This is a genomic window from Treponema peruense, from assembly GCF_016117655.1.
Lineage (GTDB): Bacteria > Spirochaetota > Spirochaetia > Treponematales > Treponemataceae > Treponema_D > Treponema_D peruense.
In genome coordinates this window covers 2,633,369-2,657,551 of the sequence record NZ_CP064936.1, presented here as the reverse complement: position 1 = coordinate 2,657,551, position 24,183 = coordinate 2,633,369, and the positions used below count along the sequence as shown (strand labels likewise).

Below are 24,183 nucleotides of genomic sequence, written 5' to 3'. Positions count from 1 at the left end.
TAACTCCCAAAATTAGAATATAATAAAATTATGAAAAAAGAAAATACACCAGAAAGCGAATCTTATAAAAAAATTAATCTGGAAACATATTACCGCAAAGGAAGTTTTACAAATTTTTCAGAAGGCCCAAAATGTTCACTCAGCATGACAAGCAAAATTGACGTAACAGATTTATTCAACTGGTCAAAAAAATGCGGAACAAAATTTTACATAAATTTTTTGTACGTTCTTTCAAAAGTTTTAAACAGCCGCGACGACTACAAAATGGAATACCGCTGGCTGACAAAAGAACTTGTTTGCTGGGAAAAAGTTAATCCTTGCCACTACATTTTTTTTGAAGAAAAAGAAATCTGCACGCCGGTTTATTCAGAATATTTTTCTGATTATAAAAAATTTTATGACGGAATTACAAAAGATATTCAGGAAGCAAAAGAAAGGCGCACTTATGTGAACGAAAGCGCAACTCATCCAAACTGGTTCGACGCATCTTACATCAGTTGGGAAAATTATGACAGCCTGAATATTGAACTTCCCGACGGATACTTGTATTTTATGCCGATTATAAACTGGGGCCGCTTTAAAAAAGAATATGTCGTTGACCCAAAAACAGAAGAACCACGTATTCGCCTTATGATGCCGTTAACAGTCAGAATGAATCACGCAATCGCCGACGGCTACCAGGTTGCAAAAGTATTTGAACTTGTAAGAAAAGAATGTGAAAATCTGACAAGGGAATAAAATGAACAAAACAAAAATAACACTTTGCGGCGATGACTGCCTTAAATGTCCGAGCTACAATGCAAAAACCTGATGTATATAACTTTACATTTGGATCACGGCTGATTTTTTTTGCTTCTTCCATTTAAACTAAAAAATTAATTTTGTACTCCAAATTTGCGTTCTAGCCCAGGATGTGCCAGTGGGAGTCCAGTTTGTTAAGGCTTTCGCAACCGTCTTTTGTTACAAGCACAAGGTCTTCTATTCTTATTCCGGCTTTGCCTTCTATATAAATGCCCGGTTCTATAGAAAAAATCATTCCTTCTCGCGCGGTAAGAGTTGAACTCTGGCTTACATCTCCTGCTTCGTGGTCTGCCATTCCGCAAAAATGTCCAAGCCTGTGCGTAAAATTCTTACCGTAACCGGCTTCTTCTATAAGATTGCGTGCGGCACTGTCAATGTCTTTTAGGGCAACACCCGGTTTTATAATGCTTTTTGCATATTCGTTTGCGCGGCGTACAATATCATGAATCTGTGCCACTTCCTTTGGTGCCGTTAAGAAAAATGAAGTGCGCGTCATGTCAGAACAGTAACCGTTTTTTTTGCAGCCAAGATCAATTAGAACAACATCCCCGCGTGAAGGCTTTGTCCCGTCTGGAACATGATGCGGGGCCGCCGCGTTTTTTCCAAAAGAAACAATTGTCTCAAAAGAAGGCTCTGCACCGGCTTTTGCAAACAGTGAATCAATATAAGACGCAACTTCCTTTTCGGTAACGCCATCGTGAATAAAGTTAAATGCCTTCTGCAGACAGTCGTCTGCAATAGCGGCGGCGGTTTTCATAAGAGAAATTTCCTGTGCATCTTTGCAGCCCCTAAGAGAATCAACACATTCAGAACCACACACAAAGTTAACAGCAGGATTTTTTTTCATAAGTGGAATAAGAAAGCGTGCAGGCCACATGCCGTCTATTCCCAGTGTACCTTGCTTAAGAATATGAGCGGTTAAAAAATCAGCAGTATTTATTCCGTCTGAATACAAAACAACGCTACATTCTGCATTTTTAATACAAAACAGCGTGTTTGCAAAAAGAACAGTTTCTCCCTTTTCAAAGTAAAGTGCAAAAAGACGCTCCATGGGGTTAACATGAATTCCTGTAAAATAAAAAATACTCAGCGGGTCACTTACAAGAAGCGCATCAATTTTGCGCTGTGACATTTCTGAGAAAATTTTTGACTGTCTGTTTTTAAAAATAATATTCATAACTAATCTTATTTTACAACCTGGAGCGACAATTTTCAATAAAAGAAATTTAATTCTCCGCAGAAACTACTCTTCAAACTGCGAATCATCATCTTTAAGTTCCACAGCAGAATTTTTGTCTCTGAGCGGGTCAAAATTTCTGTATTTAAGCGGCGTCATTCCCTTGTAACGGCGGAATGTTTTTATAAAATACGAAAAATCGTTGAATCCGCAGTTAAAGGCAATGTCCGGAAGTTTGTCATTCGTTTCTCTAAGAAGTGCGCAGGCTCTGTTCACCCGAAACCAGTTAAGGTATTCAATGGGTGAACGCTCTGTCATCTCACGAAATATTCTGCAGAAGTACTTGGGCGAAAGTCCGGCAATTTTACTCATTTCTTCGAGTGTAAGGTTCTGGTCGTAATTCTTTCTGATTAAATTAAGCACCAGATCCAGCTGTTCGGAACGTACCCTTTTGTGTGCAGGCATTATGCGTTTTTCGGTATAAAGTCCGTGTTTTTTTATAAGCCCGAACAAAACCATAAGCAGGCCGGCAGAAATTATATCGTAACCGTTTGGTTTTCCTTTGAGTACAGAAAAAAGAATGTCTGTAGTCTGGGCAAAGTCACTGTCTTTTTCGAATTTAATCTGATTTTCAAGAATCGTGTTTCCGTTGAGAATATCGTTTATAAAAAGATCTGGGCTAAAACTGTGCAGACGCAGAAGTTCAATGTCAAAAACAATGGACTCGTAAAGACTGGAACCTTTGACAGGTGCATCGCCGTGAATCATCTTGCCCGGAATAATACACAGGTCACCCTTTGAAAGGTGAAAGTCGTGGTTTTCAAGCGAGATGTTGTATGTTCCCGAAATTATGTGGATAATCTCGAATTCGGTGTGCCAGTGCATCCAAAGGTCGTAGGAAGGATTTTCTGTATTGCACAGGTTGTACTGGAGCGGAAAAACAATTGTTCCTCTCTGCTGGGTTTCTCTAACCGGCTTTGAAGAGTCAGTTTTTGGAATGTCTGCTTTCTGCTCATAAAATACTTTCGTCATATTTTGAGATAATTATAGCACTATTCAAAAGGGATTTTCAAGAATATAATCTTATTTATGACGAATAAATTTTCTTTTGGAGCACCTGTTTTTACCGGAGCCGTGGTCGAGAAGTTTTCTCTGTGCAAGTCGGAGTTCCCCGTAGGAAAAATTGAGTCTGAATGGCCGTTCACGTGGAACTATAATCTGGAAAAAACAGATATCGTGTTTGGTCTGGGCGAAAGTGTACGCGGAATGAACAAGCGTGGCTTTAAGTATGTAAGCTGGTGTCTGGATTGTCCCAATCAGAGTGAAAATACACCATCAATGTACGGTGCCCACAACTTTCTGCTCGTGTTCGGAAAAAATCCGTTCGGAATCTTCTTTGACACAGCTTCAAGAATTGAATTTGACATTGGCTGGACAGATCAGGATGTAATGACTGTTAAAACAGAAGATACCGGTGTTGAAGTCTACGTTATTTTTCCGTCAGACAATGCAAAAAATGTGCTTACTGATATAACAAGACAGTTCCGCGCGCTTATAGGCCAGAGTTATATTCCGCCAAGATGGGCATTCGGTTACCAGCAGAGCCGCTGGGGGTACAAGACCGAAGCCGATGTTCGCGAAGTTGTCAGAAAGTACCGCGAGCTGAATATTCCGCTGGACAGTGTTGTACTCGACATAGATTACATGACCGACTACATGGACTTTACTGTAGACAAAGAAAAATTTTCTGACCTTAAGGGATTGTCGGCTGAGCTTAAAAAAGACGGAATGCATCTTATTCCGATTATTGACGCCGGAGTTAAGGTTAAGGAAGGTTATGATGTTTATGAAGAAGGCGTAAAAAACGGATACTTTGCAACAAAAGAAGACGGTACGCCTTATGCAGCAGGTGTATGGCCGGGACGTTCGCACTTTACGGACTTTTTTAATCCACAGGCACGCGAATGGTTCGGTTCAAAATATAAAATTCTTACAGATCAGGGAATTGAAGGTTTCTGGAACGACATGAATGAACCTGCCATGTTCTATTCAGACGACAGCCTTAAAGAAGCGTTTGACAAACTCGAAAGCTACAAGGGAAAGAATCTTGATATTCAGACTTTCTTTGAATTTACACCAATTTCGGGAAGTACATTCAACCAGCTCGAAGACTACAAGCGCTTTTATCACAGAGTGCCCGGCTCTTCAAACCCGGACGAAAAAATCCGCCACGACAAGATACACAATCTTTACGGAGCGTGGATGACGCGTGCTGCAGGTGAAGGACTTGAAAAAATCAGTCCGGACAAGCGCATGCTCATTTATTCACGCGCGTCTGCAATAGGAGCACACCGTTACGGCGGAATATGGACAGGTGACAATGCTTCTACCTGGTCGCATCTTCTGCAGGAAATAAAAATGCTTCCTGGAGTGAACATGTGCGGCTTCCTTTATTCCGGGGCAGACATTGGCGGTTTTGGTGACAGTACTTCGCGCGATCTTCTTATGAGATGGCTTGCTCTTGGTGACTTTACGCCTCTTATGAGAAACCATTCTGCATGGAACACACGCCTTCAGGAATGTTACAGCTTTAAAAATCCCGAGGAATTCAAAAGCATAATTGATTTGAGATATGCACTTCTTCCTTACATTTACAGTGAGTTTGTAAAGGCAGCTGTTAACGGTGACAGTTACATAAGGCCGCTTGCGTTTGACTATCCGAATGACAGGCGCGCAGTTTGTACAGAAGATGAACTTATGGTAGGAAGTGATATTCTTCTTGCACCTGTCTACACACAGAATGCAGAAGGCCGCTACGTATATCTTCCCGAAGACATGACAATGGTAACGTGGTCAGACAGCCGTGCCGAACAAAAACCAATGAGCGCCGGTGACCACTTTGTAGAGATTCCGCTCGAAACAGTTGTGTTCTTTGTAAAAAAAGGTCGCGCCGTGCCGCTCTTTAAGAGTGCACTCAGCAGCGAACAGATAGACATGAACAGCGCATATCTTGTAGGAGACGCAAAATCCTGCGAATTGTACACCGACGACGGTTACAGCCGCAAAATAAATCTTAACGAAGGAATGCGTGAGATAAAGTAAAGAAGTAGGCAGAAAAAATGAGAAGCACCCCTGAAGTTGGATACCAGTTCAATTTTAGGGGTGCTTTTTTATTTAATTTTGGTGATATCATACTAATATAGTGTTATACTGGATTCAGTATATATTAGATGTAATTTGATGAAAACTAATAAACGGGAGCAGTTATGAGAACAATTGATGAATTTTGCGGACAGAAAAACGGATATTCCCTGTCAAAGACTTTGCGTAATAAGTTGATTCCTGTTGGAAAGACAGAAGACAAAATAAAAGAATATCATTTGATGGAAAATGACTATGGAAGAGCTGCAGCCTATGTGGAAGTTAAGAACTTGATTGATGATTTTCATCGAAGCTTTATTGCTGAAAGACTAGATAAAGTATCTTTAGATTGGACAAATCTTTTTAATGCTTTGAATGAATATCAAAAAAATCAAAAAGATAAATTATTGAAAGCTAAATGTAAAAAAGTCCTTGAAGCTCAGCAAAAGGAAATGCGTAAGAAGATCGTACAGTTATTTACAGGCGATAAGGATAATAAAGACCCTGTATATGAAAAACTATTCAAAAAGGAATTAATAGAAGATCTTCTTCCTGAAGCAATCAAGAAAGACACTTCTGGAATAATTACACAAAAAGAAGAGGCCCTTGCTAAGTTCCACCAGTTTTGCACATATTTTACTAATTTCCATGAAAACAGAAAAACTATTTATAGTGCAGAAGATAAAAGTACTGCAATAAGTAACCGTATTGTGAATGAAAACTTTCCAAAATATGTTGCCAATATAAAGGTTTTTGAGTATCTATCAAAAAACTTTCCTAAAATTATCGATGATACTGAAAACCAGTTGAAAAATGACTTGAGTGGAAAAAAATTAAAAGACATATTCACTATAAATGGTTTTAATAATGTACTTTCACAGAAAGGGATAGATTTCTATAACATAATTATTGGAGGAATCCCTGAAAAAGAAGGTATTCCAAGAAAACAGGGAATAAATGAAGCCATAAACCTTTTACGTCAAGGTTTGCCTCCTGAAAGAAAAAATGAGCTTAAACAAAGAATGACTTTTCTTTACAAACAGATTTTAAGCGATAAAGAAAAAGTATCATTTATTCCAGAAGTTTTTAATGACAGTAAAGAAGTATATTTGGCTGTTCAAGCTTTTAATGCAAAATGCATTTCTAGTATTATTGATAAAATTGCAGATTTATATAAACAGCATAATGCATATAATCTTGAAAAAATATTTGTTCCTGCAAAATCGTTAACTGCATTTTCTCAGTCAGTGTATGGTAACTGGTCTTTGCTTTCGGAGTGTATATTTGAAAAAGAGAAAGGAGAAAAAACTTTATCTGAAAAGAAATTAGAGGATCTTACAAAGAAAATTGCTAAAAATGATTATTCACTAATTGATTTGCAGTCTGCTTATGATATTTGGGCTGATAAAAATAATATTGAGTTTAATAAAAGAATTAGCATCAATTCATATTTCAATTTAAACGAAATACGACAACAAAAGAAGCCAGACGGAACTTATGAGAAAGTTGTTTCAAATTTAATTGAAGATGTGAAAAGCACGTATATCAGAATTGACTTTGATAATATCAAGGACTTGCAACAAGAAAAAAATGCTTCAATTCCAATAAAAGAGTATTTAGACGCTGTACAAAATCTTTTTCATTATTTAAAACTTGTTGACTACAAAGGTGATGCTTTAAAAGACGAGATGTTCTATTCTTCTTATGATGAATATTTGCAAATCTTGAGTGAAATAATGTCTCTTTACAATAAAACACGAAATTTTGTTACAAAGAAAGTTGGCGAAATTAAAAAAATAAAACTTAATTTTGATTGCAGTTCTCTGCTTTCTGGTTGGGGAACTGATTATGGAAGTAAAGCGGCTCACATTTTTAAATCTGATTCTTGTTTTTATCTTGGAATTATTAATAAAAAACTAGATAAAACTGACATAGATTCTATTTATCAAAATGGAAATACTATGATAGAAAAAATTGTTTATGATTTCCAAAAACCTGATAATAAAAATACACCAAGACTGTTTATTCGATCAAAAGGAACTGCTTATGCACCTGCTGTAAGTACATATGACTTACCGATAGAATCAGTTATAGATATTTATGACAAAGGTTTATTTAAAACCGAATATCGAGAGAAGAATCTTGAAGTGTACAAGAAATCTCTTATTAAATTGATTGACTATTTTAAATTAGGATTCTCACGACACGATTCATACAAACATTACAATTTTTGCTGGAAAGAAACTAAAGATTATGCAGATATTTCTGAATTCTACGCTGATACAATGAGGTCATGTTATCAACTTAAAACAGAACGTATTAATTTTGATAATCTGATGACTCTTGTAGATGAAGGAAAACTCTTTTTGTTCCAAATTTATAATAAAGACTTTTCAACTGGTAAAGACGGAGGAAATGGTTCTACAGGAAGAAAAAATATGCATACTCTTTATTGGGAAAATCTTTTCAGTAAAGAAAATCTTGATGATGTCGTTTTACAATTAAGCGGAGGAGCCGAGTTATTCTTTAGACCAAAGAGTTTGGAAGAGGAAAATGCTACAATACACGAAAAGAATTCTTTTATTGTCAACAGAACATATCTGAAAGAAGTTAAAGGCAACAAAGAAATCTATGAAACTATTCCAGAAGAAATCTACCAGGAGATCTATCAAAAATTAAATGGAAAGACTGATACAATTTCTGATGAAGCACAAGAGCTTTTATCTTCTGGAAAGGTAAAATATAGAGCTGCTCCTCACAGAATTATAAAGGATAGACATTTTACACAGGATACATATTTATTTCATTGCCCAATATCTTTGAATTTTAAAGCACAAGAAATAACAGGAAAAAAATTTAATGACAGGGTTTTAGAAAAAATAAAAAATAACTCGGAAATTAAGATAATTGGTCTTGACCGTGGAGAACGAAACTTAATTTATTTATCATTAATTAATCAGAAAGGTGAGATTGAACTACAGAAGACATTGAATCTTGTGGAACAACAAAAACGTTTAATTGATTATCAAGGGAAACTTGTACAAAAAGAAGGCGACCGTGATAAGGCACGAAAAAACTGGCAGACAATCGGCAATATAAAAGAACTAAAAGAAGGTTATCTTTCTGCTGTTGTACATGAGATTGCAACACTTATGGTAGATAATAACGCAATTGTGGTAATGGAAGATTTGAACTTCGGTTTTAAACGAGGACGTTTTGCAGTTGAGAGACAAGTATATCAGAAATTTGAACACATGTTTATTGATAAACTTAATTATCTAGTTTTCAAAGATAGAAAAGTAACTGAACCAGGTGGAGTTCTAAATGCGTATCAACTAACAGACAAATTGGAAGCTTTTAAAGATTTAGGAAAACAGAGCGGTTTTCTGTTCTATGTTCCGGCAGGCTATACTTCAAAAATTGATCCAGCTACAGGTTTTGCAAATCTTCTTGATATGACAAACCTTACAAATGTTCAGAAAAAGCGAGATTTCTTTGCTAAGTTTGACAGCATTTGCTTTGATGAAGAAAAACAGATGTTTGCTTTTACTTTTGATTACAAGAATTTCAACAGGAAAGACGCTCAAGAAATGAGCAGAACAAAGTGGACTGTTTATTCAAATGGAAAGCGTATTCAATTCTGCGGAAAAGGAAAAGCTTCTAAGCATATCGAAAACCTTACAGAAGAATTCAAAACTCTTTTTAGAGAATTTGATTATCAGAATGGCAACAATATTCTTGATTCAATTTTGGAAGTTGGAGCAGCTTTAAAAGCTGGCGAAAAACCTGCAAAAGAAATTGCAGATTTCTGGGATAAACTGCTTGTATTATTCAAACTGGTTTTGCAGATGCGTAACAGCGACGCAAAAACTGGTGATGATTATATTATTTCTCCGGTTATGTCAGAAAGCGCCAATTTCTTTGACAGTCGCGAGCAGGAAAAGCTAGGCAATAATGCAAAACTTCCAAAAGATGCAGATGCAAACGGTGCATATCATATTGCGTTAAAAGGTTTGTATTTGCTAAAAGCTTTTGACAAAACTCCTGAAGACCAGTTGAAAAAGGTAGATATGAAAATTTCCAATGCCGACTGGTTCCGTTTTGCACAGGAAAATGAATATAACAAATAAACGAAAAGAAACGGCGGAATATGGAAACAATACAGCGATCATGTTCCGCTTGTGTGGGATATTACTTATAATTAAATGGAGATATGTATGCAGAAATCAGAAATTACACCTTCTCAAAATAAATCAAAAATTCTCATGTACACCACTTCTGATGGTGTAACAAAAATAGAAGTTACTTTTGATAATGATACAGTTTGGCTTTCTATTGATCAGATGGCAGAACTCTTTGGTCGAGACAGAAGCGTTATCGGAAAACATATTCGTAATGTGTTAAAAGAAGGTGAACTGGATAAGAACTCAGTATGGGCAAATTTTGCCTACACTGCCAAAGATGGCAAAAATTATAATGTGGACTTTTATAATCTGGATATGATTATTTCTGTTGGTTACAGGGTTAATTCCTTGCGTGGCACTCAATTCAGAATATGGGCCACAAACATATTAAAAGAATATATGAAAAAAGGTTTTGCCATGGATGATGAACGGCTCAAAAATTTGGGCGGAGGGAACTATTTTGAAGAACTTCTTGCGCGTATTCGCGATATTCGTTCTTCCGAAAAAGTTTTTTGGCGCAAAGTCCTTGATATTTATTCAACAAGCATTGATTACAACCCTAAATCTGAACTTTCACAAACTTTTTTTAAGCAGGTGCAAAACAAAATGCATTGGGCAGCTCACAAACACACTGCGGCAGAAATCATTTATCAGCGTGCAGATGGTGAACAACAGAATATGGGGCTTACATCATGGAGCGGAACTCACATAAAGCAGAGTGATACAGAGATTGCAAAGAACTATCTTTCCGAACCAGAACTTGATGCTTTGAATAAGATTGTTACTGCATACCTGGATATTGCAGAAGTTATGGCTTTGAATCAGGAGCCTATGTACATGAAAGACTGGCTTGTAACAATTGACGATTATTTGAAAATGACGCGAAAAGAGATTCTTTCTACAAGTGGAAAAGTTTCTCATGGTCAGGCTATCGAAAAAGCTCATCAAGAATATAAAAAATATCAGAAGCGCCTTGAAATTGAAGCATCTCCAGTTGAAAAAGATTTTTTAGAATCAATTGGTAAACTGGAGAAGTTGGAAGCCCCAAAGAAAACAATAAAGAAACAATCTTAACCGGGAGGTTGTATTGGAATCCTACTTACGCATAACTTACCTGAACGATTTTATTTTTTGTCCGCTTTCCATTTATTTTCATCAGCTGTACGGGGGACTTTCTGAGCGACTTTATTACGATGATGTGCAGATGAATGGCCGGGCGGTACATGAGGCTGTAGACGAAAAGCGGTATTCCACCCACAAAAATATTCTGCAGGCAATCGATGTATATTCTGATGAATACAAACTTTGCGGTAAGATTGATATCTTTGATATTGATAAGGGATTGCTAACAGAACGTAAAAAATCAATCAAAACAATTTATGACGGTTACGTTTTTCAGCTTTATGCGCAATATTTTTGTTTGCGCGAGATGGGGTACAATGTAAAGCAAATTCGCTTTTATTCCAGCGATGACAACAAAGTGTATCCTGTTGAACTTCCAGAAAAAAATCCTCAAATGTTTGCGAAATTTAAGGAAACAATAAAAGAAATACAGAATTTTAATCCTGACGACTTTATTCCGCAGAATGAAAAGAAATGCGCTTTTTGCATTTACAGTAATTTTTGTGACAGACCGCTTGCATAAGGAGTTGCGTTTATGATTAGTACAAAAGATTTTGAGCATAAGCAGATTTTGTTTGTATTGCTGGAAGAGGGTGAAAAAGTCAGTTTTAAAAATGACAATATTATTATTCTGAATAAAGAAGGTAAGATAAAACACCAGTCAACCTGCTATCTTCTTTTTGCGCTGTTTGTTTCAGGTCATATTTGTGTTACAAGCGGACTTTTGGAACGTGCAAAAAAATTCTGTTTTTCAATAATTTTTATGTCTTACACTTTGCGACCGTATGCTATGTTGCCAGCAAGAGCAGAAGGAAATGTAATTCTTCGTAGAAAACAATATGAATATCAATCGTTTGAACTTGGTGCCCATATTATTTCAAATAAAATACATAATCAGAATGCTGTACTAAAAAAAATACGGGAAAAATCTTCTGAGCTGAAAAAAGTGATAGCTACACTTGAAGTAAATGAGAAAAAAGTTCTTTTACCTGATTTAAAACTTGAAGAAATAATGGGGTTGGAAGGTACTTCTGCCAGAATTTATTTTGGGCAGTTATTTAAAGACTATGACTGGAAAGCAAGACGCCCCCGAGTAAAGCAGGATATGATAAATTGTCTTTTAGATATTGGATATTCTCTTTTATTTAATTTGATTGATGGTCTTTTGGAAATGTACGGATTTGATACTTATGTTGGAATTTTACACCGTGAGTTCTTTAACAGAAAGTCTCTGGTATGTGATATGGTCGAACCGTTTCGTGCAATAATTGATAATGCGTTAATTAAAGCCTTAAATCTTGGACAATGTAATGAAAAAGATTTCTTTAAATCACAGAATCAGTGGATGATTGGGGGAAAGAAGGCCGCACCTTACATAACTATTTTTATTCATGCTTTGCTTGAAAGAAAAAATGAGATTTTTTTATATATTCAAACCTATTACCGCTCTTTTATGAGGAATAAACCTGTGGAAGAATATCCTGTTTTTTTATTTGAAGGAAAGAAAGTCGTTAGTTTTCCTTCCGTGGCAAACTAACTTATGCAGGTTTTCTCTGAAAAACTGCGATTAGACCGCCCATCCATGGCGAAAAAAGGAGAAGAAAATGTTGATTGTCAGTTATGATATTGCAGATGATAAAGTCCGTACACGGTTTTCAAAGTTTTTGCAAAAGTTTGGATTTAGATTACAGTATTCAGTATTTGAAATTCATAATTCAGAACATATTTTAAAAATCATTATGAATGAAATTGCAAATGTATATGAAAAGACCTTTACAGAAGAGGATAGTATTGTTATATTTAAGTTGAGTGAAACATGTGAGAAAATTTCGTATGGATATGCAAAAAATAATTCCGAAGATTTCATCTTGGTTTCATCATAATTGCAGACCCCAGGTCTTACTGGAGTTTTTACCGGAATCAGTAATAAATTTGTTGTTTTTCTCGGTAATATATGCGAAAAACCGTTCTAAACAGTACTGTTGTACAAAGACTAGAGTTTAGAACCCAAATAAAATTTCTACTGTTGTAGATCGTGATCCGTTATTGAAATCTCGATGGTTTAGAACCCAAATAAAATTTCTACTGTTGTAGATTGCAAGCAGTTCAGATTCTGCGCTTGGTTTAGAACCCAAATAAAATTTCTACTGTTGTAGATCAAGTATTGACGCCTCTGTATATGCTGTTTAGAACCCAAATAAAATTTCTACTGTTGTAGATAATTGTTCTTATCTGAATATGCAGAGTTTAGAACCCAAATAAAATTTCTACTGTTGTAGATCAGTAAACGGCCAAAATAGCTCTGATCGTTTAGAACCCAAATAAAATTTCTACTGTTGTAGATAGTATGCTACTAAAGACACAGATTTTGGTTTAGAACCCAAATAAAATTTCTACTGTTGTAGATCTTGAAGCGAAAGCAACACGCAGCGCGTTTAGAACCCAAATAAAATTTCTACTGTTGTAGATTTGGAGCGGTAGGTGGTGCAGTTGAGTTTAGAACCCAAATAAAATTTCTACTGTTGTAGATTGGATATAAAGAAGGTCGTTAAATCGTTTAGAACCCAAATAAAATTTCTACTGTTGTAGATTACTGCGATTGTTCAGTCATGTCTAAGTTTAGAACCCAAATAAAATTTCTACTGTTGTAGATAATGAAACAATGTTCGGGTGTATTAGCAGTTTAGAACCCAAATAAAATTTCTACTGTTGTAGATTGTTAACTTTTTGTGTTCGTTGGGGGTTTAGAACCCAAATAAAATTTCTACTGTTGTAGATCTGGAGTTTTGGTAATGATGGAAAAACGTTTAGAACCCAAATAAAATTTCTACTGTTGTAGATGAAGGTGCAGAAGAGTACAAAATAAGTTTAGAACCCAAATAAAATTTCTACTGTTGTAGATTGTTGATTTCAGTGGCAGAGGTGAATTGGTTTAGAACCCAAATAAAATTTCTACTGTTGTAGATCGAGAAACACCCATTCCATGACCAGCGTTTAGAACCCAAATGAAATTTCTACTGTTGTAGATGCGAACCTGTTATCTCTGTTATTCAGAGTTTAGAACCCAAATAAAATTTCTACTGTTGTAGATTCAGTAAAAACCGTAAGACTGAACAAACAAATAATGTCAATATTACAAAACGCCAAAAAAACGCGTAATGATATTTATTCTGAACTCAATGAATAATATTATGACCGGTATTCTTCTGCTTCGTTAGTATAAGAACGAGCTTCCCGAAAAAAGCCCGCTCTTATACTGCTTACTCCATCGTGTAAATAACAAAGCCCTTTGCTTCGACACTTGCGCCGTTAAAGTACCGTTTGCTCAGAACCGTGTCTTTTTGTGAAAGTGAAGCCGCGCACGCTTTGTTTCCAAAGTTAAAGATTCCGGCTACGCGTTCACCTGTTGTTTCATCAGTTTTTATAATTCTTACAACGCGTGACTCTCCGGCATTTGCGCTGTCTTCATCTTTGTACACAAATTCAGTTTTGTTTGCTGTAATGGCGGGGTGCTTTCTTCTTAAAGAAATAAGGCCCTTCATAAACGAAAGTTCTTCTTTGTAAGTGCCCGCCTCAATTCCGTCCCAGGGCATACACCTTCTGCAGTCAGGATCGTGTTCTCCTTCAAGAAGAACTTCTGTTCCGTAATAAATGCAGGTAGAACCCGGGAACATGAACAAAAGCGCAAACTGAAGCATAGTCAGATCTTTGTCGCCGGTTTTTGTAACAAGACGAACCGTATCGTGGCTGTCCAGCTGGTTCAAAAGAACACGCTCTGTCTGGCTGTAGTACATGTGAAGGCAGTGGTTAATCTGCTGTTCAAGAACACGGGTTGTCGTTCCGGGAATGAGTGCAAAATCCATAATTGCTGTTCTGAGCGGGTAGTTTATTACACTGTCAAACTGGTCGCCCCTCAGCCACGGCATTGCATGATTCCATATTTCGCCGACAATAAAAAAATCATCCTTAAGTGCATGCATTCTTGTACGAAGCTCATTGCACAGAACATGCGAAATCTCATTTGCAACATCAAGTCTTATTGCATCAATGTCGTATTCTTTAACCCAGGTTTCGCAGACTTTGCAGATATAATCGCGAACTTGCGGATTATTTGTATTGAGCTTTGGCATAGGGTCGGCAAAGGCAAATGCAAAATATTTTCCCTTTGCGGAATTGTCACACGGTCTGTCCTTGAACGAAAAATCATTTACCATATACCAGTCAGCGTATTTTGAATTTTCGCGGTTTTTTATAACGTCCTGCCATGCAAAGAAAAACCATCCCGAATGGTTGAATACGCCGTCCAGCATAACACGCATTCCGCGTGAGTGTGCCTTTTTTACAAGTTCACAAAGTTTTTCCTTCGTACCGAATTCAGGATCAATTTCAAGATAGTCGGTCGTGTCATACTTATGCTGTGAAGTTGCAAGATTTATTGGATTAAGGTAAAGGCCGTTTATTCCGAGTTGTTCAAGATAGTCGAGCCTGTCAATAATACCCTGAATGTTTCCTCCGTACTGTTCACTGTTGTCTACAGCTTTGTCAGGTCCCGCCCACGGAAGAATTTCTTTTGTATAAGCCGGGTTTTCTCCGTGACAGAATCTTGCAGGAAAAATCTGGTACCAGACAGTCTGTTCGGCCCACTTCGGGTGAGTGCATATGTCAACAGGATTCATCCACGGAAAAATAAACAGAACATGGCTGTCTGCATTCTGTTCAACTTCTTCGGGAGTAAAGAAGCCGTCTTCAAAATAAAGTTTTGTTTCGTCACCGCATCGGAGTTCAAAAAAATATTTGCATCTTTTAAACGGCGGAACAACTGTCGTTTGCCACCAGTAATGACTCTGCATTTCTGCACGTTCTGTCAGTTCAAGACGTGTACTGCTCCACTTCCATTTGCCGTCAACTTTTTCTGTGCAAAAAGGGTCTCCGTAAATTAAAAAAACCTGGGTAATGTCTTTTCCTGTTTTTATGTTGATTTTAAGTTCATCTTTGTTAACAGGGTAGCAGTAAGTATCATAAGCATGGTGTTCAACAGCGCCGTAATTCATAAAAACCTCGCAAGGCAATCCTTGTATAGTTCTAATGATTGCCTACAAAATATAATTATATATCCTTTTTTTAAATTGATGTAATAGTAAATTCATAAAAAAATATAAAAAAAGTATTAATGTTGGGTTAATTTTGCAGATGATGGGGGAGGGAAAAAAATTGGGGGAACTAAATTATTAAACAAAACCAGGGAGATTTTTTTTCCATGATGCCGGTATTTTTCCCTCACAAGCGCAAAATATAGAACAACCTGTCCAATACCGTTATAATTAAGGAATGGAAAATGCAAGAATAAAATCACTTTTACTGGCTGCAGTTTTATTATTTAACACAAGTGCATGGTCTGCTTACGGCGCACCAAAAGTAGCGCTGGTATTAAGTGGCGGTGGTGCAAAAGGGCTGGCAGAAATTCCGCTGCTTGAAGCTCTCGAAGAAGAAGGCATAAAGCCCGACATCGTTTTGGGAACAAGCATGGGCGCTTTGATAGGTTCGCTTTATTGCGCCGGCTACAGTCCAAAACAGATCCGCACTATAATGACAGAAATTGATTTTATAGAAATCCTCAACGAAAGGCCGGCAACTCTTTTGAAACTTTCGCCCCAGCCGTTCAAAAACCGCCGCGACTCATATTTTGACATAGCCTTTAACCGCAGCGGAATCGGCAGTGCTCCGGGGCTTATAGGAGACCAGAATATTCTTCTTGAACTGGCCGGCTATCTTTCAAAAGTAATGGCCGTAGACGACTTTGACAAACTGGACAAATCTTTCAGGGCAGTCGCAACAAATGTTGCTACAGGGCAGCCCATAGTCTACAGCAGCGGCTCAATACTTTCTGCAGTAAGGGCAAGCATTTCTCTTCCTGCAATATTTACGCCGGCCCGCAACAGTGACGGAACATACGCAATGGACGGCGGTCTTGTAGACAACATTCCAATTAAGCTGGCAAAAGAAATGGGTGCCGATGTAATTATCGCGATGGATGTAATGGGTTCGGTGCATAATGATCCGGCTTCATTAAGAGATTTGTCTTCTGTCGTTGTTCAGATATTCAATCTTGTAATTTCTTCCAATTCAATAGACCAGTATAAATTTGCAGACATTGTACTAAAGCCTGAATTAAATGAATTCAGCATGCTGGAATTTTACCGTGCAAAAAAAATTATTCAGGCAGGAGAAAAATGTGTTGAACAAAACCGCGGTGCAATAAAAGAAATTGCTGCAAAAATAAAAGAGGCCGGAGTTCAGCTTTCATACCCTAATCCCGACAGAAGAAGCGCTTACGATAATCTGCCTTATCCTGTTATAAGAAAAGTAAGCGTGCGTGACATTTCTGTATTTGAACCTGGACCTGTTCCTTCTGCACAGGAATTTCGTGATTTGGAAGGACAGATGCTTGATGATGCCAAAAGAAAAATTCTTGACTCACGGCTGAACGATTTTCGTGAGCTTTATCATTTTTCTTCGCTTTATTACGAACTTGTTGCAAACAAAGACGGCAGCTGCGACATGAACATTTATGCAAATCATTACGGACGCGACCTGAGTAAAATTTATGCAGGCGGATCTTCAAGCATGTGTATTGCAAAACGCGATGGTTCTGCGGAATTTCTTGTGAATCCGGTTTTTGACTTTGGGGTTTCTCTTGTAAGGCCGTTCGAAATGCGTGCAGAAATGACAGTCGGTGAAGCAATAGGCATAAATTATTCTGCCACTCCAAAACTTAAAGATGTCGGAAAAATGAAACTAAAGCTCGATCTTCAGACCGGAGCAAAAATAGGAAGCCTTGGACCAAAGACAAATAGACTCAACCGCGACAGAACGACAGATGACGACAGGGGAATAAATGTTTCTTGCGGAATCAAATTCAGTTATCTTGATATGATCAGTTTGCGAACAGGCATTGCTTATGAAATGGACAGACTCCGTACAGGTTACAGAATTTTCAACATGCTGAATTTTTATGCCGATGCAGTTTACAATACGCTGGACTATGACATAACAGGATTCAGCGGTTTTCGCGCAGAAGGAATCCTCAAAGCCGGGGAATACCAGAGCGGAACACCGATTTTTGCAGTGCAGGCATCCCTTTCGCACAGAATTCCTTTAATCAAAGACAAACTTTCGTTCGGTTATGATGCAATGGCCGGCTGGATAAATTTTCCGTACGAACTTAACTGCGGTTATGCTGAATTCGGCGGAATAAACGGAATGTGCGGTTATTCTTACGGAACTTTCCGCCGCGAATTTTTTATGACAGGAATTGCTTTTGAACAGGAACTGTTTTCTGCAGGCGGTTTTCCCGTAGTGGGACTTCTTCATGCAAGAGCTGGAATCTGCGATGCATACAATCCGTTTACAGAAACAGAGCCGCCGTCAGATGTTTTCTACAAAGAAGACCGCGGCTGGAAAAATTCCCAGTCATGCTTCGGAATAGGTGCGTATCTTGCACTAAAAACCGGCAGCGCAAATCTAATCGTTGGCGGCAGCATGAACACGCAGGGCAAATGGTGTCTCATGGTCGGGTTTATGTAGGTTTAAGAACATATAAACTCTAGGTTATATGTTCTTAATACCATTCTTGAACTTATTGCGCAGTATATAGTAGAATTAACTATCTTTTAAAAGAATAGAGGTATATTATGAAAAAGAGTCTCACAGCAGTACTTTCGTTAATTGCAGCAGCAGCCGTTCTTACAGGTTGCGCACCGGCAAAGAAAAATTACATCATCGCAACCGGCGGAACAAGCGGAACATATTATCCGTTTGGTGGAGCTGTAGCAAATATATGGAACACAAAAATAGAAAATATGAACGTAACAGCACAGGCAACAGGTGCTTCTGCAGAAAATCTTCGTCTCATAAGCAAAGGAGACGCAGAATATGCAATCGTTCAGAATGATGTTATGGATTATGCCTACAACGGAACAGACATGTTCGAAGGACAGAAACTTCCCAACATTCTCACAATCGGAACCCTTTATCCCGAAGTTGTACAGATTGCGGCTTCAAAGAAAAGCGGAATAAAAACCATCGCCGACCTTAAGGGAAAGCGCGTTTCAATAGGAGACGCCGGCAGCGGAGTTGAATTCAATGCAAAACAGATTCTCGAAGGATACGGACTTACATTTGACGACATTGTAAAAAACAATCTTTCTTTCAAAGAATCTGCAGAAGGACTTCAGAACAATACACTTGATGCATGTTTTATTACAGCCGGCGTACCAAATTCTGCTCTTCAGGAACTTGCATTCACAAACGGACTCGTACTTATTCCAGTAGATGGTGAAGCCGCAGAAAAAATCTGCAAAAAATATTCCTTCTATACAAAGACAATAATTCCCGGTGGAACATACAAAGGTTCAGAAGAAGATGTAGCAGCTCTTGCAATAAAAGCAACAATCGCTGTAAATGCAAATCTTGACGAAGCAACAGTTTATGCAATGACAAAAGCATTGTTCGAAAACCTTGACGAACTTTCACAGGCTCACGCAAAGGGAAAAGAAGTTTCAGCCGCCGCAGCTGTAACTGGAATTTCTGTTCCGTTCCATGCAGGCGCACTCAAGTACTTTAAGGAACTTGGTCTTGCTCAATAAGAGCCGTCGCGGAAGCCGTCATGTATTGTGTCTGGTTTCCGCCGCAGTACTTGCAGTTTTGTTTGCAGCCACCGCATTTATTCCGGCTGTAAAAACTGTTTCGATAAGCAATGCAAAATCCGCAGGTTCCAGATTTTATTCAAAACAGGCGCTCAGCGGGTTTTGCATTTCCTACACACATTCTGTAAACAAAGGACGCGTACATGATTATTATTCCTGCACAAGTGACAATGAACTTGTAGTAGATGCAACTTCTTTTGTTTCTTACGGAGCCGGAATCCCGGAGGCTTCTGAAACAAGCGGTGCAGTTTTTTCATTGAACGAAGATGAATATAAGATAAGTGGCCTTAACCGACGTATTCCAAATCTTTTGATGGCAGTCGGTGTTATTGCAGAACATTCAATTACTATCGGGAACAGAGAGTTTTTCTTAAAGGACTTTTTTGCACCGCAGACTTCGGTTCTTATAAAAGTAAAAAAGGTTCCTTTACTTGAATATGCGGTACACAAACTTTGAATAGGGCATCTGTAAAAATCCGGTAAACTGGCTTTTTGGAGACTCTCAATAAAATTTTTACACACGCAGGAGGAATTGATGGATGATTTGAACAGGGACGCGGAAACTTCTACTTCTGAACACGTAGTAATAGAAAATATTCTTCCGACTTCCAATGAAAATGAGATGAAAGATCTCATGCGCAATCTTGACCGCGAGCATGCCTACCGTGAACACAAATGCTGGCGTCAGTATATTACAGTTGTAGTTTCAGTCTGTTTTTGTTTTTTTCAACTTTATGCCACTTTGTCGGGTGCAATAACAGCGCAGATTCTTCGCGCTACACACTTGGCATTTGTTCAGCTGCTGGCATTTCTGCTTTTTCCGGCTACAAAAAAAAGCCCAAAAGATACGCTGCCCTGGTACGATGTAGTGCTTGGACTTTTGGGGGCAGCCTGCTGGATGTACATTGTAATCAATTTCCAGAACATTGTGCGCCGTGCAGGAATGTACCAGAGCCTGGATGTAATTGTTGCCGTAGCCGGAATTCTGATTCTTTTTGAAAGCTGCCGCAGAATTGTAGGCCTGCCCATTATGATTATTGCCGCGTGCTTTATTCTGTATGCGTTTGTCGGCCGCTATCTTCCGGGCTTTCTTAACCACCGCGGTTACAGCCTTGAGCGCGTAGCAACACATCTTTTCTATAATACAGAAGGAATTATGGGAACACCAATCGGCGCGTGTTCTACATTTATCTTTCTTTTTATACTGTTCGGTGCGCTGCTCGAAAAAACCGGAATAGGACAGTTCTTTATTGATATATGCAATTCAATTGCAGGAGGTGCTTCGGGAGGACCTGCAAAAGTTGCTGTTCTTACAAGCGCCCTTTTGGGAACAGTTTCGGGCAGTTCTGTATCAAACACTGTAGGTTCGGGAAGTTTTACTATTCCCATGATGAAAAAGCTCGGTTACAAAAGCGAATTTGCAGGCGCTGTAGAGGCAGCTGCTTCTACCGGCGGTCAGCTTATGCCGCCTATTATGGGCGCTGCGGCTTTTCTTATGGCAGAAAGTCTTGGTCTTCCTTACATCACAATCGTAAAAGCCGCTGTTATTCCGGCTATTCTGTATTTTACGGGAATTTTTATTACGGTTCATCTCGAAGCACACAAACTTGGACTTAAGGGACTTCCGCGTGAGCAGCTTCCTAAATTTCTTCCGCTGTTCCTCAGAAAGGGATATATGCTTCTTCCTCTGGTGGTAATTGTAACTTTCCTTTGTATGGGAAAAACTGCAGTTTACGCCGCCATTATGGGAATTGTAAGCTGTCTTCTTATTGGTCTTGTTACGTCTTTTGTAGATCTTGCACACGGACGCAAACCTACTTTTGGTTTCAACGACCTTCTTGAAGTAATGTGTTCTGCCGCAAGAAATATAATCAGCGTAGCAATCGCCTGTGCAATGGCCGGCATTATTATTGGAATTGTTACTCTTACGGGAATCGGTCTTAAATTTGGCGCTGGACTTATTTCAATTTCCCACGGAATTGCATTTATCACTTTGTTCCTTACAATGATTTCTTCTATTATATTGGGAATGGGTGCTCCGACTACGGCCAACTATCTTATTACTTCGACAATTACTGCCGGGGCAATTATAGGGCTTGGTTTTGAGCCTCTTGCCGCACACATGTTTGCCTTTTACTTTGGAATTATTGCCGACATTACGCCGCCCGTAGCCCTCGCTGCAATAGCCGGAGCCGCAATAGCCAAAGCAAAGCCAATGAAGACGGCATTCAATGCAACAAAGCTTGCCATAGGTGCGTTTATTATTCCGTACATATTTGTGTTCAATCCGCAGATGCTTATGATTGGAACAACTGTTTCGGGTGTAATAGGAATTTGTGTTACTGCCCTTGTAGGTATGTTCGGATTCAGTGTTGCTTTGGAAGGTTATGCTTTCAGAAAGGTGTCTGTTGTAGAAAGAATTCTTTTTGCCGCCGCCGGTCTTATGTGCGTGGTTCCCGAAACTTACAGCGATGTAATAGGACTTTCCATTATTGCAGTTCTTATTGCATGGCAGCTTGTACGAAACCGCATCGAACGCAAAACCGCCACTGCAAAATAAATTATTCTGTCTTGCTTTTATTGCAGGCTGAATGACTGGGGCAGAAGTTCTTCCAGCGTAAAGATCTTTTGCTCGGTCATACTTTTTGCAAGAATTATCTTAAAATCCCGCGTACAGAATTCTGCCATTACCTGCCGGCAGACTCCGCACGGGGGACAGTAGTCGCTTACAATGCCTTTGGGGCCACCGACTATTGCAATGGCCCTGAATTCTTTGCAGCCTTCACTTACAGCCTTAAAAAATGCAGTACGTTCAGCGCAGTTGCTTGGGCCGTAAGCGGCGTTTTCTATGTTGCAGCCGGTGTATATTTTATTGTTTGTTCCAAGAAGTGCGGCCCCTACATGAAAGTTTGAATAGGGTGCATATGAGAATTCAAGCATTTTCATTGCTTTTTTTACAAGTTCTTCTGTATTTGTCTGTTCATTTTTGTTTTTCATATTATAATTATAAGAGGAAGCTGTAAAAAATTCAATTTTTAGTCTTCCGTATATTTTCTTGTACAAAAAAGGATTTATTATGAAAAAGGGAATTTTGTCGATAATTGCGACGTGTCTTGCCGTATTTTTGTTTTCATGTGCCCAACAGCCGCCGGCGCCCGAATGGCTTGTTTCTGCAAATGCAGTGTATCCGCAGAGCAAATATCTTTGCCAGGTAGGAGATGGCGCCTCAAAGGAAGCGGCCGCTGCAGATGCACTTGCACAGTTGAGCCGCTATATAAGCACTTCGGTAAAAACACAGGTTGTTGCAAAAACAGAAGCTGTTTCAGAATCAGGTTCCAAAAGCGAAGTAAACCGCCGGCTTAAACAGACCAGCACTATAGATTCGCAGTTTGAATTTTCAGAATTGAATTATACAGAATACTACAAAAGCGCCAAAGTCTGGTACGTGGCAGTTTACATAGAGCGCGAAAAAGCCTGGGAACAGTACCGCCCCAAAGTTGCCGCCGCATCAGACGAATTTTTTGCAATATACGACCATGCAGCAGAGTGTGATCCGTTCAGGGCCTATATCTGGTATTCAAATGCAGTTCAGGAAGCAGACACTTTGCGTTCACGGCTTTCTGTTGCAGACACAATATGCAGCCCTTTGACAGAAAATGCATTTTCCAAAGAGTACGCGGCGTTAAAAAAGTTGCCCGCGCTTACTGCACAAAGTCTCGCGGGATGTACAGTGTATGTTTATACAAAAGGAGATGAAGGCGGTCTGGTAGAAGCAGCCGTGAGTGACTCTCTTAAGGAAGCTGGATTTTCTGTTGCGAGAACAGCGTCGGCCTGCGCTTACCGTGCTGACGTAACTGTAGAAATGAATGAAACAAAAGAAGGCGAAAGCGGCGAAGACCCCATTTATGTAGGAAAACCGTCGGCAATAATCGAGTTGAATTATTACGGAACAAATCTTTACACCTGCTTTGTTGATTCTGCCGAAAAATCGCTGGCATTCTCACAAAAGAAGATGCAACGTGATTCACTGGGAAAAATTTCTGCAAAAATACGCGAAACTCTTCCCGGTGATTTGAAAAATACACTGAACAAAAAGCTTTAGTTCAGAGTGCGGCAAAGGCAGAAAGCAGATCGTTTTTTGCTTCTATTGCTGCCGCTCCGGCTGCGTCTCCGATATCGTCCATGGTAAGAGAACCGTCCTGTTCTTTCTGAAGGCAGGTCGGTGACTTTTTCCAGGCGCAGAGAATTCCGCGTGAAGAATTGACGGTGCCGCCGGCGTTTTTAAGAAGAGTGGCAGCTATTCTCGCGGCCCCACCCTGTGCACCGTATCCCGGTATAAGGAAGAAAATATCGGGGTAAGCTTCCCTCAGGGCCTTTGCATCGCTTTCTTCTGTACAGCCTACGACGGCACCTACCGGACTGCATGTCTGTTCCGGGTAGAAAGAAGCAAATTCTTTTGAAAGGCGTTCAAGTTCGGCACCTACACCGTCAAGAACACGGCCGCCTTCTTTAAGTTCCTTCTGTTCAATATCTGTCATACCGGGATTACTTGTTCTTAAAAGTACAAACATTCCCTTTCCGGCCTTCTGCGCATATTCTGTAAACGGTTTTAAGGTATCAAAACCCATGTAAGGATTAATCGTAATAATGTCTGTTTCAAAATCACCGGAAAAATGAGCGCGCGCGTATGCACCTGCAGTTGCCGCAATGTCACCTCTCTTGATGTCAGAAATGCAGGCCAGTCCCGACTTTTTTACAGCCTTGAGAGTCTGTTCGTAAACACGCATTCCTTCAAGTCCCATGGCTTCGTAATAGGCAATCTGTACCTTAAAACAGCAGGCGCTTTTTGCTGTGGCAACACGGTCAATAATTTCTGTATTGTAAGCAAGAACAGCCTGTGCCGGTGAATCATACTTTGCCAGAACAGAGGGCGGAATATAGGACGGGTCGGTGTCCAAACCTACACAAAGCGGACCATTTGCGGCCGCAAGTTCCTGTAAAATCTGCATATTGTGTTTCATGGCAACAAGTATAGCAGAAAAAGTCTATTTAA

The 24,183-nt window shown here is 39.1% G+C and carries 17 protein-coding genes and 1 CRISPR repeat array; of the genes, 12 read left to right on the top strand and 5 right to left on the bottom strand.

The window, feature by feature from the left end:
- The first annotated feature begins 30 nt into the window (after positions 1–30).
- Positions 31–738 (top strand): CatA-like O-acetyltransferase, family 3, encoded by a 708-nt coding sequence (locus tag IWA51_RS12235; protein WP_198442606.1) that lies wholly within the window; start codon positions 31–33, stop codon positions 736–738.
- A gap of 163 nt (positions 739–901) precedes the next feature.
- Here IWA51_RS12235 and IWA51_RS12230 read toward each other — a convergent pair whose 3' ends face one another.
- A complete protein-coding gene (locus IWA51_RS12230; protein ID WP_198442605.1) occupies positions 902–1,978 on the bottom strand; it encodes a M24 family metallopeptidase in 1,077 nt (358 codons plus the stop codon).
- Positions 1,979–2,044: 66 nt separating this feature from the next.
- Complete coding sequence (locus IWA51_RS12225; RefSeq protein ID WP_198442604.1) at positions 2,045–3,010, bottom strand: AraC family transcriptional regulator; 966 nt, start codon at positions 3,008–3,010, stop codon at positions 2,045–2,047.
- 57 nt (positions 3,011–3,067) lie between these two features.
- On the opposite strand from IWA51_RS12225, the gene IWA51_RS12220 reads away from it, so the two are divergent.
- The 6 genes from IWA51_RS12220 to cas2 all read left to right on the top strand — a co-directional run bounded on the left by IWA51_RS12220 (position 3,068) and on the right by cas2 (position 12,308).
- A complete protein-coding gene (locus IWA51_RS12220; protein ID WP_198442603.1) occupies positions 3,068–5,080 on the top strand; it encodes a glycoside hydrolase family 31 protein in 2,013 nt (670 codons plus the stop codon).
- Positions 5,081–5,244: 164 nt separating this feature from the next.
- Entirely contained in the window at positions 5,245–9,249 is a 4,005-nt protein-coding gene (gene cas12a, locus IWA51_RS12215; protein ID WP_198442602.1) for a type V CRISPR-associated protein Cas12a/Cpf1, read from the top strand.
- A gap of 87 nt (positions 9,250–9,336) precedes the next feature.
- Entirely contained in the window at positions 9,337–10,377 is a 1,041-nt protein-coding gene (locus IWA51_RS12210; RefSeq protein WP_198442601.1) for a virulence RhuM family protein, read from the top strand.
- Between the two features lie 13 nt (positions 10,378–10,390).
- Entirely contained in the window at positions 10,391–10,948 is a 558-nt protein-coding gene (gene cas4 / locus IWA51_RS12205) for a type V CRISPR-associated protein Cas4 (RefSeq protein WP_198442600.1), read from the top strand.
- A gap of 12 nt (positions 10,949–10,960) precedes the next feature.
- The gene (gene cas1 / locus IWA51_RS12200; protein WP_198442599.1) at positions 10,961–11,962 is read left to right on the top strand and encodes a type V CRISPR-associated endonuclease Cas1; all 1,002 of its coding nucleotides are present in this window, start codon (positions 10,961–10,963) and stop codon (positions 11,960–11,962) included.
- Between the two features lie 67 nt (positions 11,963–12,029).
- Positions 12,030–12,308, top strand: coding sequence for a CRISPR-associated endonuclease Cas2 (gene cas2 / locus IWA51_RS12195; protein WP_198442598.1), 279 nt, complete (start codon positions 12,030–12,032; stop codon positions 12,306–12,308).
- A 115-nt stretch (positions 12,309–12,423) separates the two neighbouring features.
- A CRISPR array of direct repeats spans positions 12,424–13,516; the repeat unit is 36 nt; unit sequence GTTTAGAACCCAAATAAAATTTCTACTGTTGTAGAT.
- A 169-nt stretch (positions 13,517–13,685) separates the two neighbouring features.
- On the opposite strand, the gene IWA51_RS12190 is transcribed toward cas2, so the two are convergent.
- Complete coding sequence (locus tag IWA51_RS12190) at positions 13,686–15,476, bottom strand: glycoside hydrolase family 13 protein (protein WP_198442597.1); 1,791 nt, start codon at positions 15,474–15,476, stop codon at positions 13,686–13,688.
- 277 nt (positions 15,477–15,753) lie between these two features.
- Here IWA51_RS12190 and IWA51_RS12185 point away from each other — a divergent pair, with 277 nt between their 5' ends.
- The 4 genes from IWA51_RS12185 (at position 15,754) to IWA51_RS12170 (ending at position 21,690) form a co-directional block, all read left to right on the top strand.
- Positions 15,754–18,009, top strand: a complete 2,256-nt coding sequence (locus IWA51_RS12185) for a patatin-like phospholipase family protein (protein WP_198442596.1) — start codon at positions 15,754–15,756, stop codon at positions 18,007–18,009.
- Between the two features lie 107 nt (positions 18,010–18,116).
- Positions 18,117–19,070, top strand: a complete 954-nt coding sequence (locus IWA51_RS12180; protein ID WP_177527730.1) for a TAXI family TRAP transporter solute-binding subunit — start codon at positions 18,117–18,119, stop codon at positions 19,068–19,070.
- Positions 19,060–19,587, top strand: coding sequence for a DUF1850 domain-containing protein (locus IWA51_RS12175; RefSeq protein ID WP_198442595.1), 528 nt, complete (start codon positions 19,060–19,062; stop codon positions 19,585–19,587). The genes IWA51_RS12180 and IWA51_RS12175 overlap by 11 nt, the downstream gene beginning before the upstream one ends.
- A 78-nt stretch (positions 19,588–19,665) precedes the next feature.
- Positions 19,666–21,690: a TRAP transporter permease gene (locus tag IWA51_RS12170; RefSeq protein ID WP_198442594.1), complete on the top strand. Its 2,025-nt coding sequence runs from the start codon at positions 19,666–19,668 to the stop codon at positions 21,688–21,690.
- Between the two features lie 17 nt (positions 21,691–21,707).
- On the opposite strand, the gene IWA51_RS12165 is transcribed toward IWA51_RS12170, so the two are convergent.
- The gene (locus IWA51_RS12165; RefSeq protein ID WP_198442593.1) at positions 21,708–22,127 is read right to left on the bottom strand and encodes a cytidine deaminase; all 420 of its coding nucleotides are present in this window, start codon (positions 22,125–22,127) and stop codon (positions 21,708–21,710) included.
- Positions 22,128–22,206: 79 nt separating this feature from the next.
- Here IWA51_RS12165 and IWA51_RS12160 point away from each other — a divergent pair, with 79 nt between their 5' ends.
- On the top strand, positions 22,207–23,232 hold the full coding sequence (locus tag IWA51_RS12160) for an LPP20 family lipoprotein (RefSeq protein WP_198442592.1): 1,026 nt from the start codon (positions 22,207–22,209) through the stop codon (positions 23,230–23,232).
- A 1-nt stretch (position 23,233) separates the two neighbouring features.
- On the opposite strand, the gene pyrF is transcribed toward IWA51_RS12160, so the two are convergent.
- The gene (gene pyrF, locus IWA51_RS12155) at positions 23,234–24,151 is read right to left on the bottom strand and encodes an orotidine-5'-phosphate decarboxylase (RefSeq protein WP_198442591.1); all 918 of its coding nucleotides are present in this window, start codon (positions 24,149–24,151) and stop codon (positions 23,234–23,236) included.
- Between the last annotated feature and the right edge of the window lie 32 nt (positions 24,152–24,183).

Coding starts and splice junctions, on each gene's coding strand:
- pyrF (WP_198442591.1), bottom strand. CDS start 24,151: ATGAAACACAATATGCAGATTTTACAGGAACTTGCGGCCGCAAATGGT.
- IWA51_RS12210 (WP_198442601.1), top strand. CDS start 9,337: ATGCAGAAATCAGAAATTACACCTTCTCAAAATAAATCAAAAATTCTC.
- IWA51_RS12160 (WP_198442592.1), top strand. CDS start 22,207: ATGAAAAAGGGAATTTTGTCGATAATTGCGACGTGTCTTGCCGTATTT.
- cas2 (WP_198442598.1), top strand. CDS start 12,030: ATGTTGATTGTCAGTTATGATATTGCAGATGATAAAGTCCGTACACGG.
- IWA51_RS12190 (WP_198442597.1), bottom strand. CDS start 15,476: ATGAATTACGGCGCTGTTGAACACCATGCTTATGATACTTACTGCTAC.
- IWA51_RS12235 (WP_198442606.1), top strand. CDS start 31: ATGAAAAAAGAAAATACACCAGAAAGCGAATCTTATAAAAAAATTAAT.
- IWA51_RS12170 (WP_198442594.1), top strand. CDS start 19,666: ATGGATGATTTGAACAGGGACGCGGAAACTTCTACTTCTGAACACGTA.
- IWA51_RS12165 (WP_198442593.1), bottom strand. CDS start 22,127: ATGAAAAACAAAAATGAACAGACAAATACAGAAGAACTTGTAAAAAAA.
- cas1 (WP_198442599.1), top strand. CDS start 10,961: ATGATTAGTACAAAAGATTTTGAGCATAAGCAGATTTTGTTTGTATTG.
- cas12a (WP_198442602.1), top strand. CDS start 5,245: ATGAGAACAATTGATGAATTTTGCGGACAGAAAAACGGATATTCCCTG.
- IWA51_RS12220 (WP_198442603.1), top strand. CDS start 3,068: ATGACGAATAAATTTTCTTTTGGAGCACCTGTTTTTACCGGAGCCGTG.
- IWA51_RS12185 (WP_198442596.1), top strand. CDS start 15,754: ATGGAAAATGCAAGAATAAAATCACTTTTACTGGCTGCAGTTTTATTA.
- IWA51_RS12225 (WP_198442604.1), bottom strand. CDS start 3,010: ATGACGAAAGTATTTTATGAGCAGAAAGCAGACATTCCAAAAACTGAC.
- IWA51_RS12230 (WP_198442605.1), bottom strand. CDS start 1,978: ATGAATATTATTTTTAAAAACAGACAGTCAAAAATTTTCTCAGAAATG.
- IWA51_RS12180 (WP_177527730.1), top strand. CDS start 18,117: ATGAAAAAGAGTCTCACAGCAGTACTTTCGTTAATTGCAGCAGCAGCC.